At 66.2% G+C, this 13,258-nt stretch carries 12 protein-coding genes; all 12 read left to right on the top strand.

The window, feature by feature from the left end; all coding sequences use genetic code 11:
- The first annotated feature begins 210 nt into the window (after nt 1–210).
- The 12 genes from tagF (at nt 211) to tssG (ending at nt 13,223) form a co-directional block, all read left to right on the top strand.
- The gene (gene tagF / locus WJU18_RS04880; RefSeq protein WP_423459013.1) at nt 211–816 is read left to right on the top strand and encodes a type VI secretion system-associated protein TagF; all 606 of its coding nucleotides are present in this window, start codon (nt 211–213) and stop codon (nt 814–816) included.
- On the top strand, nt 816–2,750 hold the full coding sequence (locus tag WJU18_RS04875; RefSeq protein WP_423459012.1) for a serine/threonine protein kinase: 1,935 nt from the start codon (nt 816–818) through the stop codon (nt 2,748–2,750). Before tagF ends, WJU18_RS04875 begins: the two co-directional genes overlap by 1 nt.
- A gap of 63 nt (nt 2,751–2,813) precedes the next feature.
- On the top strand, nt 2,814–4,397 hold the full coding sequence (locus WJU18_RS04870) for a murein transglycosylase A (RefSeq protein WP_423459011.1): 1,584 nt from the start codon (nt 2,814–2,816) through the stop codon (nt 4,395–4,397).
- 50 nt (nt 4,398–4,447) lie between these two features.
- On the top strand, nt 4,448–5,230 hold the full coding sequence (locus WJU18_RS04865; RefSeq protein WP_423459010.1) for a hypothetical protein: 783 nt from the start codon (nt 4,448–4,450) through the stop codon (nt 5,228–5,230).
- Nucleotides 5,231–5,267: 37 nt separating this feature from the next.
- Nucleotides 5,268–6,338, top strand: a complete 1,071-nt coding sequence (locus WJU18_RS04860) for a hypothetical protein (protein ID WP_423459009.1) — start codon at nt 5,268–5,270, stop codon at nt 6,336–6,338.
- Nucleotides 6,338–7,099: a caspase family protein gene (locus WJU18_RS04855; protein WP_423459008.1), complete on the top strand. Its 762-nt coding sequence runs from the start codon at nt 6,338–6,340 to the stop codon at nt 7,097–7,099. Before WJU18_RS04860 ends, WJU18_RS04855 begins: the two co-directional genes overlap by 1 nt.
- Entirely contained in the window at nt 7,080–8,315 is a 1,236-nt protein-coding gene (locus WJU18_RS04850) for a hypothetical protein (RefSeq protein ID WP_423459007.1), read from the top strand. Before WJU18_RS04855 ends, WJU18_RS04850 begins: the two co-directional genes overlap by 20 nt.
- Before the next feature lie 35 nt (nt 8,316–8,350).
- Nucleotides 8,351–8,893 (top strand): type VI secretion system tube protein Hcp, encoded by a 543-nt coding sequence (locus tag WJU18_RS04845; RefSeq protein WP_423459006.1) that lies wholly within the window; start codon nt 8,351–8,353, stop codon nt 8,891–8,893.
- Nucleotides 8,894–8,924: 31 nt separating this feature from the next.
- Entirely contained in the window at nt 8,925–9,761 is an 837-nt protein-coding gene (locus WJU18_RS04840; RefSeq protein ID WP_423459005.1) for a type VI secretion system accessory protein TagJ, read from the top strand.
- Complete coding sequence (gene tssE, locus WJU18_RS04835; protein ID WP_423459004.1) at nt 9,754–10,275, top strand: type VI secretion system baseplate subunit TssE; 522 nt, start codon at nt 9,754–9,756, stop codon at nt 10,273–10,275. The genes WJU18_RS04840 and tssE overlap by 8 nt, the downstream gene beginning before the upstream one ends.
- A 12-nt stretch (nt 10,276–10,287) precedes the next feature.
- Complete coding sequence (gene tssF, locus WJU18_RS04830) at nt 10,288–12,177, top strand: type VI secretion system baseplate subunit TssF (RefSeq protein ID WP_423459003.1); 1,890 nt, start codon at nt 10,288–10,290, stop codon at nt 12,175–12,177.
- Nucleotides 12,153–13,223, top strand: coding sequence for a type VI secretion system baseplate subunit TssG (tssG, locus tag WJU18_RS04825; protein WP_423459002.1), 1,071 nt, complete (start codon nt 12,153–12,155; stop codon nt 13,221–13,223). The genes tssF and tssG overlap by 25 nt, the downstream gene beginning before the upstream one ends.
- Nucleotides 13,224–13,258: the final 35 nt, after the last annotated feature.

Here is a 13,258-nt window from a genome sequence, read left to right as displayed (position 1 = left end):
TGGTGTCTTTCTTTTGGCGACGCAAAAGAAAGATACTGCACTGCCGGGGGCAATCCCGGCCTCCGCCCTTAGATCAAACAGCAGAAGGTCATTAAAAAAAGCAGCCAATAAATTAACCGCCGTGAAAGCCCCCGCCCGGATGGCCGGCCCCCAAACCCACCCCCTGAGGGGGAGGGAGAGTAGGAACGCCCTGGCCTGGGGAGCCCAACCATGACCCCCACCAGCCACACCTCCCTCAGCTGGTTCGGCAAACTCCCCGGCGCCGGCGACTTCGCCCACCGCCGCATGCCCCCCGCCTTGCACACTTGCTGGGACAACTGGCTCCACGATGGCCTGGCCGACCTGCGCGTACGCCACCCATCCTGGATAGACGCCTACCTCACCTCCCCCGTCTGGGGTTTCCTGCTGGGCCCAGGCATCGCCGGCGACACCGCATGGATCGGCGCCCTCGCCCCCTCGGTCGACCGGGTAGGCCGTTACTACCCGATCAGCGTATTCACACCCCTGCCCGAAAGCGCCGAAGATCTCGCGGGATGGTGGCACACCGCCCACCACCTGCTGCTGCAGGCCCTGGAAAGCGATGCTGACGCCGATGATTTCGAGCAGCTCCTGGCCGCCGGATTCACCCCTTCAGCAGAGAGCACCTCTCAAACCGAAACAGTACGACAGCCAGGCCCCGGACAAACCATCTGGATCCACGCCTCGCATCCTCAGGCCTCGCCCCTCATAGAAACAGACGGCCTGCCGCGCGGCCCCTTGTTCGATCTGCTGTTCGACACACAACCTGCCGCCGCGCAATTGGAGGACGGCACCTGATGGACACCCCAGACGTTCCCGTACCAGGCACGCCCAACCGCGCCGACCAGGACTTCACCGTCATTGCCGACGGCCGTCGTGCGCCCGCGCCTGTGCCCGATCCAGGCGCCACCCGCGTGATCGATCCGGCGGCAACCCGCGTCATCACCGGCACTGACGCCGACTCGGCCACCCGCGTCCTGCCGCGCTCCGGATCGGGCCCCGGGCCCGGCACATCGGCAAGCAGTTCAGGCGAGCCCAACGTGTTGGCCCCCGGCACGAGGCTAGGCGAGTTCGAGATCACCCGCGTCATCGGCCAGGGCGGCTTCGGTGTGGTCTACGAAGCCTGGGACCATGCGCTGGAACGCGTAGTCGCGCTCAAGGAATACATGCCCTCCTCGCTCGCGTTCCGCCACACCGACGGCTCGATCGCGCCCCAATCGGAAAGCAAGAGCGACACCTTCCAGCTGGGCATGCGCAGCTTCATCAACGAAGCCCGCCTGCTCGCGCAGTTCGATCATCCTTCGCTGCTCAAGGTCTACCGATTCTGGGAAGACAAAGGCACAGCCTACATGGTCATGCCGCTCTACCGCGGCCGCACCTTGCGGGAAGAGCTGAACAGCATGCCGCAAGGCCCCAACGAGCCGTGGCTCAAGGCCATGACCGACGGCGTCAGCCAAGCCCTGCAGGAAATGCACGGCGCCAACTGCTATCACCGCGACATCGCCCCCGATAACATCCTGCTTCTGGAAGGCACCGATCTGCCCGTGGTGCTTGATTTCGGCGCGGCCCGAAAGGTGATCACCGACCAGAACCAGGCCGTGACCGTGATCCTCAAGCCCGGCTATGCGCCTGTCGAGCAGTATGGCGACGTGCCGGACATGGCCCAAGGTGCCTGGACCGATGTCTACGCACTGGCTGCCGTGCTCCACCTCGCGGTCGCAGGCAAGGTACCCCCACCATCGATCGGCCGCCTGCTCAGCGATACCTACGTGCCACTGGCCAGCCAGGAAGCCTTGCGCGCGCGATTCAGCGAACAGTTTCTGAAAGCCATCGACGCGGGCCTCGCCGTGCGGCCCGAACAGCGCCCGCAGACGATGCTGGAATTCAGGCGTGCACTGGGGCTGGAAGGAGCAGAGTTCGCGGCCAGCGGTGCCCGGGCACTTGCAGGAAAGCGAGCAGCTTCCGTGTCCACAGGCGCTACGCCCTCCAGCGCCAAGCGCCCTTCTGCGCTCTGGCTCGGCGCAGGCGGAGCCGCCATTCTGGCGTTGGGTGGGGGCGCATGGTGGCTGCTGCGGCCCGCCGCGCCGCCCACCACCGCGGCCACGTACCCTTCGGCCGCTGCCGCCGTGGCGGCTGCCACAGCCACGCCACCTATAACCGCCGCAAGCGTGCCTTCGGCACCGCCAGTATCCGCTGCCCCAGAGCCCGCGCCCCCCACGCCACGCGATGCGGTGCAATCTCTGGCCGCCTTGCGCTACGGCGCCGCGCCAGGATTCGAGGTGCACGCCCAAAGCGCCAAGCCGAAACTGCAAACGGGAAAGGACCGGCTCGATTTCGATGTGAGCAGCAACCGCGATGGCCACGTCTATGTGTACCTGCTCTCGACTGACGGCCAGATGTACCTGCTGTTCCCGAACTCGATCGACAAGCGCAACGCCATCCGCGCGGGCACCCCGCTCAGTCTGCCCCGTGCCTCGTGGCCGCTCGATGCGGGAGGGCCGGTAGGCGTCAATCGTTTCGCGGTGGTGGTCAGCGCGCTGGAGCGCGATTTCACCTCCGTCGGCGTGCAATCCGACGGCTTGTTCCCCCAGTTTCCACTGCCCGTGCTGGCGGCTCTGGAGGCCACGCGCGCGGGTGACGCCACCCCTCTGCTCGGGCAACCCGTGTGCCCGAAAGGCACAAGCTGTCCCGATGTGTTTGGGGTGGCCTTTTTTGAAGTTGAACAGTATTGATCGTTTGTGAGGTGAAGCGCGTCATGCAAACGCGCATCGGTCAACGAACCAAAGGAGTCTGACATGCCCGTTCTACGCCACAGCCCCCCTTTGCCCCCCGTCATGGCAGCCCTGTGCGCCCTGCTCGCCACTGGATGCGCATGGACACCGCAGCCCGCCCAGGCGCCGGTGGCACAAGCCACGCCCGCGCCGGCCCCCGTGCCGGCACCTGCCCCCGAAGCTGTGCCTACACCCGCGCCAGCCCCCTCCACCGGAGGTAACGTCGCCGGCCAGGCCCGCTCCTTCTCCACCCAGCATGCTACCTACACCGCAGTGGATTTCGACACCCTCCCGGGCTGGAGCCGGGACGATTTCGCTGAAAGCTGGGACGCCTTCCGTTCCAGTTGCGGCGTGCTGTCCAAGCGCGCGGCCGCCTGGCGCGAGGTCTGCGATCGCGCGGGCCGTGTGGACGGGAAGAACAACAACGCCATCCGCGGCTTCTACGAGCGCGAGTTCTCGGTCTATCAGATCCGGGACGATGACCGCAGTCCCCGCGGCGTGGTCACCGGCTATTTCGAGCCGGAGATCAAAGGCAGCCGCAGCTATTCCCCGCCTTTCATCTACCCCGTCTACGCGCAACCAGAGGACATGCTGTTCCTGGACGCCCGTGCCATCCCCGCAGGAGCCAAAGGAACGGTCGTGGGCGAGGTCCAAGGGCGCAACGTCACCATCCGGCGCGGCCTGTCAACCCGCGAGATGGGGTCCGCAGGCTTCTATACCCTGGATCTGACCGGTCTCAACCGCGATGCCTTGGACCGCCGCGTCCGGTTGCGCGCCGACGGCCGGCGCCTGCTGCCCTACTACACCCGGGCGGAGATCGAAACCAAGGGCGCCCCCAATGCGCGTGTGATCGCGTTCGTGGACAACGCTTCAGCCCTGTATGAAATGCAAGTTCAGGGCTCGGGCCGCATCCGTCTGCCGGGCGGCGAGATGATCCATGTGGGCTACGCCGAGCAGAACGGCCAGCCCTTCCGCCCCACCGTGGCCAAAGCTTCCACCGGCCGCCCCAAGGGCGTTCGGGTAAGAGGCTCGTCGATCGAGCTGGAGATCGATGACGACGACGAAAGCGATATCCAGGCCGGCGTGCTGACACGCGGCTTCACTCTGGCCCGTCCCATCAAGTCCGGTGCCGTCGCGGTGCCCGGGCAACGCGCCACCGCGCCTCTGTCGGGCTCAGGCATCCAGGATCCGAGCTACGTGTTCTTCCGCGAAGTCGACAAGAAAGCCGAGAGCAGCGTGGGGGCGCTGGGCGTGCCCTTGACGGCCGGCCGCTCGATCGCCGTGGACCCGCGCAGCACACCGCTCGGCTATCCGGTCTTCGTCTCCACGCAGCAGCCCAACTCAGCCAAACCCATGCAACGCCTGACCTTGGCGCAAGACACTGGCGGCGCGATCCGCGGCGCCATACGGGCCGACTATTTCTTCGGCAGCGGACCGGATGCCGCCAACAGCGCGCGCCGCATGAAGCAGCCCGGCCAGATGTGGCTCCTGCTGCCCCGGGGCCTGAAGGTTGCGGCCAGCACGGCCTCGGGGGTTCGTGTACGCGGAGCCGGGCTCGGACTGCCTGAATGCCTCGTACCCGACGAGGGCAGTTGTGTGGAGAACTGAAGACTGACTTTCCACCCTCCGCCACCCAAGGGTGGCGGAGGGCGTTTCGCATGCAAGACCTTTTGAGCAAAACCGAGAGCACCGACCTCGGCGATCTCTGGCAACGGCGTCAGCAACTTTCGCCGGAAGAGATGGGCCGTATGTACGCCATCGTCACGCGGGCGCTGCACCCTTGTGCGCCCTCGGAACTGCGCTCGCTCGATGAATCCAAGCAGGAGTTGATTGCCCAGTTCATCTACGCCAAGGTGCTGCGCCTGCATGCGGTGGGCACGCCCGAACCCGATGATGCAGAAGACCCGGAGCGTGCGCCTGCCACGCCGTCCAGCGCTCCCTCAAGCGCGGTGGCCCTGTGCGCCTATTTCAAGCGCTATCTGATTGACTGCACGCGCGCCAGCCGCCTGCGAAGGCGCGTACCGATTGGTGAAGACGGTATCGGCGAAGCCCAGCTCGAAGCCGAACTGGGCGCCAACGACGAAGAGGAAAACGCGCTGCGCGACCACGGTCTGAACGACGACCAAGTCAAGGCCGCCGCCCGCTGCTTCATCGCAGCGCTCCCGGCGCCCGAACGCCTGCTGCTCTGCGAAGGCTTTGGCCAGGAACTCGCCGGCGGACTTTCGGGCGTGGCTAGCCGGCACCGCATCGCGTCCTACCACTACCGCGCAGGCAAACTGGGGCTGGTGCACATGCGCGCCGCCCTGCCGCGGGACTATGGCCACACACTCATGGGCAGCTGGATCCAGAAGACGCTGGGCATCACGATAGAGCGTGAAAACATGAGCGCGATTCATCGGGTTTTCAAAATCCTGGCACTTGAAGCGTCTTGTGTGTCATGAAACACCTTTTGTTACCCGACCTTCAAGGGGCCTCATCATGACGTCCCTATGGCCACCGCTCTCGCAGATACGCGCCGAGCTGCTCGGCGAGGCAGGCCCGCCGGCCGAAGCGCCGCTCCTCCGGCACGACGAGGCGTCGTCCCCCTTGCGAGCCCCGAGCCGCCCAGAAGCGTTGCTTGTTGACCTGGCCCATCGGCGCCAAGCCGCCCGCGCGTACTTCGCCGAACAGCCCTGGGAGCCCGGTTGCGTGGTGCTGGTCCGCCAGGGCCACGCGCACGTGGGCGTGCTGCTCGACCGCCAGGATGCGCCCGGTGCCCTGTGGCATGGCTGGATGACCAGTGCCGAGCCCGATTGGGCCGGTTGGCATGATGTGCTGCTGGAGCCGAGCGATGAACCCGCCGACCCCTCGGCCAGCGTGGTGCAAGCCTGGAACCGCGTGCGCCTGCCCGAGCAGGCCCAGACGTCCGCCGTGCTCGCCCGGCTGAGTCAGGCTCGCCTGGCCGCCATGCGGGCCGTCTGGGCCGAATCTCTGGATCCGCCGCGTCCCAACGCCGGAACAGCCGTTGAACCCGCCCCTGGCCGCGTGGCCCTGCGCGAAACCCAGGACGGCCATACCGTGCTGACCGGCACGCCTCTCGGCGCGAACGATCCGCGCCTGGAACATCAGGCGCTCTACCGTGACCTGGGCCAGCGCCTGATCGCCGCAGCACAACCCGCGTCGCCAGCCCCGCGCGCGGCGCTCCCTCCACCATCCACGCCTTCATGGTGGTCACGTCTGCGCTCGGCTCTTCGGCTAGACGGTCTTCTTCGGCCCGCTTTCGCCCTTCTGGCCGTGGTGGTGGTAGCCCAGCAGTGGATGATTTGGCAAGGCAGCGAAGAGGATGATGTGCGCTTTCGCAGCCTGCCTCCGGCACCGCCCTCTGTAGTCGTGCGCTGGCAGCCCACTGCGCGCGTGGACGAAGCGCAGGCCTTGCTGAAAAGCCTGCCCGCAGGCCCTGACACCAGCATCCTGCCCGATGGCCGTTGGCTCATCGAAGTGAATGACCCGGCAACCGCACGCGCGCGCCTTTCCGCATCTCCGTTGGTGCAGATGGTGGAGGAGCCGTGATGAAGCCCATCGGCGTACACCCCACGGAGGCGAGGAGCCTCGGAGCATGGTGCTGGCGCCGATGGCTTCTGGCACTCTTTCTCTTTTCAGCGCTGTCCCCCTCCCAGGCTACCCAGCGCGCCCTGCTGGTCGGCGTTTCCGAACTGGTCAACCAATCTCCCACCATCTGGCTCACCGCGCCGCGCAACGATGTTCTGCTGATGCGCCGCGCCCTGCTCGCGCAAGGCATGGCTGCCAGCAACATCACGACCCTGGCCGATGGCGTGGATGGCGCCGATCTCCCCAGCGCCCCCCGTGTGCAACAAGCCTTGCGCGATCTTCTGGATAAATCCCGCAGCGGCGACGTGGCCGTGCTCTACTTTTCTGGCCATGGCATGCGCTGGCGCGATCCCGAGCGCAGCTTCAATGAGCCCGACGGCTTGTCCGAACGCTTCCTCGCGCGCGATGCGCGCGGGCGCGTGGGAAGCGCGCTCGCCGTGGAAGGCGACATCCGCGACGCCGACATGGACCGATGGATCCAGGCTTTCCTGGTCCGCAATGTATTTGTCTGGGCGATATTCGACACCTGCTCGGCCGCTTCCATGACACGTTCGGCACGCGCCGCACCAGCCACTGAAGGCCAGGTGCCTGGAGACGAGGTCCGCTTTCGCGGCCTGCGCTCGGACCAGTTGGCCGCGGTAGCCGCACCCGAGGCTCCCCCGGTCGCCATCCCCCGATCCGCGCCAGTCCCGCGCGCGCTACGTGGCCTTCTTCGCCTCTGAAAGCCACCAGGTCACGCCCGAGCTGAAACTGCCGCGCGGAAGCCGGCAGGCTGCACCACAGGGTCTGCTCACCTGGGCCGTGGCTGAATCGCTGGCTCGCAAACCCACCACCTGGCGTGATCTCTTCACCGATGTCCTGAACCTCTACCCGCCCGTCATCGAAGAGCTCGAAAAGCGCTTCCCCACCCGGGAGTTGCCCTCCCCCGTCGCCGAGGGCGCGTTGGATGCGCCGCTGCTGACCAACGCTGCCCCCACGCTGACCACCTCTCCTCAGTGGCCTGCGCAGCGCAGCGGTGCCAAACTGACCATCCCCGCAGGCGAGTTGGACGGCCTGGAGCAAGGCCTCATCGTGCGCGTCGGAGCGCAATCACCCGACGGCCGTATCAGCTACGCCCAAGGGCAAGTGAACAGCCTGGACCCCGGCCTCGCGCAAGTCGAGGTGCCTGCGGCACTGGCCGCCCTGCCGGCCGCCACCTCCTGGGTCGTGAGCCCCCGCGAGATGCCGCGCGGCGCCACGCTGCGCGCCTCGGGCGCCATCGACGCCGTCGGCGCCTTGAGTCTCGAATACCCTGCGTCGGTCGAGCTCTCGAATGCCGCCCCTGGCGATCTTCGCATCGAGCGCGCGGGCAAAGGCTTCCAAGTCAGCTCGCCGTCCAATGTGAACGTCTCGCTGGCTTCCAAGGAGCAACTCAGCGCCTACCTCCAATCCGCGGCCACCTTCCACTGGCTCGACCGGCTGATCGGGCTTGCCGGCGACAGCCGCGTGGAGGGCTTTTCTGCCGAGCTTCAACTGTTGGAGGGCGATCGCGTGCTTCGTACCGGGCCACTCGGCGGCGAACCCCTCGCGCTGAGGCCATCCGCCGGCCAGCGGGTGGCCATCGAGGCACTCAACCAGTCCGGCGCTTCGGTGGACTTGCGCATCGTCGGCATCGATGCCCGTGGCCGGCGATACGACATCTACCCGGCATCCGGTGCCGAAGCCAACCGCTTCGAGGCCGGCAACCGGGAGCGGCCCGCCAGAAAGCGCTTTGAACTACCTGCGGCCCTTACCCAACCGGGAGGCCGGGTCGTGGTGATCGCCGCACCCGCCCGCCCCTTCAGCTCGCCCCGCCTGTTCGGCGTGGCGCCCGTCGCCGATCTTGCCGACGTGCGGGTTCGCGGCCAGATCACGCCCCCTCGCGAACGCCAGATGCTTGCCGTCTCGGCGCGTTGGTAAGGCCATTCACCCCTGATCGCTACAAAGGAGCAGCCATGAGTGATTCATTCAACTATCTGAATATCGATGCCGTGCTGGACCGCCTGCGCTCCATCAGCCAGGAGGACTCCTCAGGCTTCCACATGGTCCTGGCGCTCACGGGCGACTCCCAGGGCCCCATCAAGGCCGAGGACGGCACGCCGCAGTTGCCGATCCTCGGTTTCGAATGGGGCGTGACCACTACTTCCTGGACCGCTCCAGACAAGTCGGCGGCGCGCCGCACTTACCGGCCGTTGTTCATCACGCGAAGATGCGACGCAGCCACCGCCTCCATCATGAGCGGTTTGAGCAAGAACGAGGGCATGACGGTCGAGCTGAGCGTATTCGAATCCAACACCGACAAGCAGGCCGTCTGGAAACTCAAGCTGAAGAAGGCCCGCTTAATACAGCACATCACCCACACTGGCGGGCCCATTGGCGGCGCACAGGAACTGTTGGCCCTGGCTGCCATGGAGTTCGAGCTGGAAACCGCGCCGCAAACCAGCTCCGGTATACGCGGCGGGGTGCGGTCTTTCACGGACATGATCCAGTCCGTTTAAGAACGTGTTGACGATCTAAGAGGAAGCCACCATGAGCGCCGAAGAACTTCTGAAAGCTGGCGACACCGCAGGCTCGCTGGCCGCGCTGACCGAACAGGTCAGGGCCAAGCCAGGCGACAGCAAGGCGCGCGTGTTTCTCGCGCAATTGCTGTGCGTGCAGGGCCAATGGGAGCGCGCGCTCAACCAGCTCAACGTGGCGGCCGAGCTGGATGCGCTGGCGGTTCCCATGAAGCAGGTGTATGGCGACGCCATCCGCTGCGAGGGCCTGCGCATCGACGTCTTCGCCGGCCGGCGTACCCCCATGGTGTTTGGCCAGCCGGATGAATGGCTGGCCTTGCTCATCGAGTCGCTGCTTCAAAGCGGCCAGGGCAACGATCCCGGTGCGGCCCAGGCGCTGCGCCAGCGCGCTTTCGACAGCGCTCCGGCGACCAGCGGCCAGTTGGACGGCCAGGCCTTCGAGTGGATCGCCGATGCCGACATGCGGCTCGGTCCAGTGCTGGAGGCCTATGTCAACAGCCGCTACTACTGGATACCGTTCGCCCGCCTGTCCAAAGTCACGATCGAACCGCCCGAAGACCTGCGCGACTGTGTCTGGACACCCGCCAACCTGGTGTTTGCCAACGGCGGCGAAGCATTGGCGCTCATTCCCACGCGCTACCCAGGCAGCGAACGCTCGGCGGAAGGCGCCCTGCAGCTGGCGCGCCGCACCGAGTGGATCGAGCCGGCACCAGGCCAATGGACCGGCCTCGGCCAGCGCATGCTGAGCACCGACGCCGGAGAACACGCCCTGATGGATGTGCGTGAAATCGCGCTCGACGTTTCCGGAGCGCCAGCCGGTGACCCGCCGGGGGAGGTGCCCGATGCATGACACGCCGCTCGCACAGGAACGCCTGCAGCCGTCCTTGCTGGACCGGCTGATCGACGACGCCCCCGACGACAGGAAAGAAGGCGACGACAAGCGCACCCTGACCAAGCAGGCACTGCGGCAGGCCGTGTTGCGCGATCTGAGTTGGCTGTTCAACGCCACCAGCCTGGGGCTGGCCTATGACGATGGGCCTTATCCCCAGGCGGCGCGCTCGGTCCTCAACTACGGATTGCCTATGCTCTCTGGCCAGTTCACGTCATCGATCCAGCGTGTCAGCATGGAGCAACAGCTCAAACAGGCCATTCTCCAGTTTGAGCCCCGCATTCTTCCTGACACGCTGGAGGTTGAACTGGTCATGGAAAGCTACATCCTCGATTCGCACAACCGGGTCGGCCTGCAGATTCGAGGCATGTTGTGGGCCCAGCCGGTTCCGCTCGAGTTCCTGATGCGCTCGCGCATCGACCTCGAGGAAGGTCGCGTCGAAATGGAGGACATATCGCGTTCCCGAAGCAACTGAGGTCCCGGCGTCATGGATCCCCGCCTGCTCGATCTGTACGAAAAAGAGCTTCGCTATTTCCGTGAGAGCGCGGGCGAGTTCGCGCGGGCCTATCCCAAGATCGCGCGCCGCCTCGCCATCGAGGAAACCGAAATAGCCGATCCGTATGTCGAGAGGCTCATCGAGGCTACTGCCTTCCTTTCGTCGCGCGTGGCGCTCAAGCTCGACGCCGAATACCCCCGCTTCACGGGACACCTGCTGGACATCGTCTACCCTCATTTCCTCGCGCCCACCCCCTCCATGATCGTCGCCCGGCTGGAGGTCGATCTGGGCGACACCAATCTTGCACGCGGCGCCACACTGCCGCGCGGCAGCGGACTACGGTCTCAGCATGCGTCGAGCCAAGGCACGCATTGCGACTTCCGCACCGCACATGCCCTCAAAGTCTGGCCGATCGAAGTCGTCTCCGCGCGCTACTTCAGCTACGCACCCGATCTGCCGCTCACCAAGCACCCGCAGGGCCAGGACATCCGTGGCGGCCTGCGCATACGCCTGCGCACTGCCGGCGAACTGCTGTTCTCGCAACTACCCATTGAGGAGCTCAGCTTTCACCTCGGTGGCGGTGAAGACGTGGCCTGGCGCCTGTACGAATGCGCCCAGGCGGACCCCGTCGGCGTCATGGTGCGCGCCATCTCTGACTCACCTGCATCTGATGTCATCCATCATCTTCCAGAGGATGCGATCGAGACCGCCGGCTTCCGCGAAGACGAGGCCCTGTTGCCGCAGACCGCCACCGGTTTCTCCGGCTACCGGTTGATGCAGGAGTATTTCGCGTTCCCCCAACGCTTTCAGTTCGTGCGCCTCACCGGTCTGGCGTCCGCGCTGGCGGGCATGCACTGCCAGGAGATCGAGCTGGTCTGGCTGTTCTCCCGGGGCGATGCGGCGCTGGAGCCCCTGGTCGATTCTTCGCATGCCCAGTTGCATTGCGTGGCGGCCATCAATCTTTTCCCCAAACGCCTGGACAGGGTCAGCATGTCCGAGGGTGTCAACCAGTTCCACTTGCTGGTCGACCGCACCCGTCCGCTGGATTTCGAAGTGCACTCCATCACCGAGGTGGTCGGCCACGGCGTCGCCTCCGACGGCGACGATGCGCGCGAGCAGTTGTTCCTCCCCTTCTATGCCGCATTCCACGGCAGCCGCCACGCCCACCCAGCCTACTACACCACCACGCGGGAGCCACGCGTGCTCTCCACGCGCCAGCGCCAGGAAGGCCACCGCAGCAGCCATATCGGCTCGGAAGTCTTCATGCAGATCGTCGATCCGCAGCAGGCCCCCTATTCCTCGCGCCTCCGACAACTGGCGGTGGCGGCCCTGTGCACCAACCGCGATCTGCCGCTCATGATGCCGCTGGGAACAGGCAACGATCTGTACTGCGTGGATGCTTTCCCGGTGCAGCGCGTGAGCGTGGTGCGCGGCCCATCTCCCCCGCATTCACCCGTGGTTTCGCAAGGCCTGGGCTGGAAGGCGCTCGATCACCTGGCGCTCAACTATCTCTCAGTGTCCGACTCGGACGCCAGGCAGGGAGCGGCCGCGCTGCGCGAAATGCTCGCGCTCTATGCCGGCCGCGGTGAGCAATCCCGCCAGGTCCTGGTGCAAGCCCTGCAGTCCGTCGCCTGCAAGGCGGTATCCCGCCGGCTCCCCATGGCGGGCCCCATCGCCTTCGGGCGAGGGTTGGAGGTAGCCCTGCAAGTCGACCCTGCCGCCTTCGCAGGCCAGAGTGCGCTGCTGTTCGGTGCGGTGATGTCGCACTTCCTGCAGCGTCACGTGGAGATCAACCACTTCGTCGAAACCGTGCTCAGGAACACGCGCGGCGACGAGTTGATGCGTTGGAGACCGCTATGCGGAAGCCGGCCGATCCTGTAGGCGGCATGGAGGCCGCAGGCACCGCGAACGCCGTGGCGGAGCAGTTGAACGCCTGGGCGGCCGAGCCATGGCGGTGGGACTACTTTGCCGTCATGCGCCGGCTGGAAACGCTCTCCAGCCCCGCTCCGCGCTGGGGCCAAGCCGCATTACCCCGCGACGAGTCCGTGCGCGTTGGGCAAGAGCCCTCGCTCGCCTTTCCGCCGGCGAGCTTCAGCCGGTTCGAGCTGCAGGGCGCGGGCGGGCGGGCGCGCTTGCGGCAACTTTTCTTCGGCTACCTCGGCCCCAACGGCCCTCTGCCGATTCACATGAGCGATTTCATTCGGGAACGCGCGCTCAATTGGGGCGACCGTACATGGCTGGCCTTTCTCGACACCTTCGCGCACCGCTTCAGCCTGCATTTCTACCGCGCCTGGCTGCAGGCCCGGCCCGCCGTCACGCTCGACCGGCCGGGTGATGACACCTACCGGCGCTGGGCAGGTTCGCTCATCGGCATAGGCAGCGCCACCAGACAGCAGCGCGACGAAATCTTCGATGACGCGCGCTTGCATTTCTCCGGTTGGCTGGCACGCCGGGTCCATAACGCGGAAAGCATCGAGGCCGTGTTGCAACGCTACTTTGGCGTGCCCGTACGGGTGGAACGCTGGGTGGGCCATTGGATGAGCATCGAACCTGCCGAGCAGACCCGTCTCGGTTCGCCGCGCCATGCCGCGCAAGCCGCCTCCCGCATGCTGGGTGGCGGCGCGGTACTGGGCTCCCGCGTGTGGGATCGCCAGCACCGCATCCGCATCCACCTGGGCCCTTTGAGCCTGGCGCAGTACCGTGCCTTCCTGCCTACGGGTAATGCCCGCGCCGCGCTGCAGCGCTGGATGCAGCAACTGCTGGGCGACGAATTGCAATGGGATGCCGAACTGGTATTGAAGAAGGAAGAAGTCCCGCCCACCCGCCTGGGCGCCCCCGGCGAGCAAGCCCCGCGCCTGGGTTGGCTTTCCTGGTTGGGCGACCGGCCCCGTACCCAGGATGCACGTGATGTGAGGGTTCCGGCGTGAAAAGCACATCATCCGCCTCATTTGAAACGCCCCCA

The sequence above is a fragment of the Ottowia sp. VDI28 genome (assembly GCF_049532675.1).
GTDB lineage: Bacteria > Pseudomonadota > Gammaproteobacteria > Burkholderiales > Burkholderiaceae_C > Ottowia.
The sequence above is the reverse complement of the archived record's forward strand: the minus strand, read 5'-3'. Positions and strand labels throughout refer to the sequence as shown.

What these genes read in the sequence shown, in the direction of transcription:
- tagF (WP_423459013.1), top strand. Translation starts at nt 211, where the DNA reads ATGACCCCCACCAGCCACACCTCCCTCAGCTGGTTCGGCAAACTCCCC.
- WJU18_RS04875 (WP_423459012.1), top strand. Translation starts at nt 816, where the DNA reads ATGGACACCCCAGACGTTCCCGTACCAGGCACGCCCAACCGCGCCGAC.
- WJU18_RS04870 (WP_423459011.1), top strand. Translation starts at nt 2,814, where the DNA reads ATGCCCGTTCTACGCCACAGCCCCCCTTTGCCCCCCGTCATGGCAGCC.
- WJU18_RS04865 (WP_423459010.1), top strand. Translation starts at nt 4,448, where the DNA reads ATGCAAGACCTTTTGAGCAAAACCGAGAGCACCGACCTCGGCGATCTC.
- WJU18_RS04860 (WP_423459009.1), top strand. Translation starts at nt 5,268, where the DNA reads ATGACGTCCCTATGGCCACCGCTCTCGCAGATACGCGCCGAGCTGCTC.
- WJU18_RS04855 (WP_423459008.1), top strand. Translation starts at nt 6,338, where the DNA reads ATGAAGCCCATCGGCGTACACCCCACGGAGGCGAGGAGCCTCGGAGCA.
- WJU18_RS04845 (WP_423459006.1), top strand. Translation starts at nt 8,351, where the DNA reads ATGAGTGATTCATTCAACTATCTGAATATCGATGCCGTGCTGGACCGC.
- WJU18_RS04840 (WP_423459005.1), top strand. Translation starts at nt 8,925, where the DNA reads ATGAGCGCCGAAGAACTTCTGAAAGCTGGCGACACCGCAGGCTCGCTG.
- tssE (WP_423459004.1), top strand. Translation starts at nt 9,754, where the DNA reads ATGCATGACACGCCGCTCGCACAGGAACGCCTGCAGCCGTCCTTGCTG.
- tssF (WP_423459003.1), top strand. Translation starts at nt 10,288, where the DNA reads ATGGATCCCCGCCTGCTCGATCTGTACGAAAAAGAGCTTCGCTATTTC.
- tssG (WP_423459002.1), top strand. Translation starts at nt 12,153, where the DNA reads ATGCGGAAGCCGGCCGATCCTGTAGGCGGCATGGAGGCCGCAGGCACC.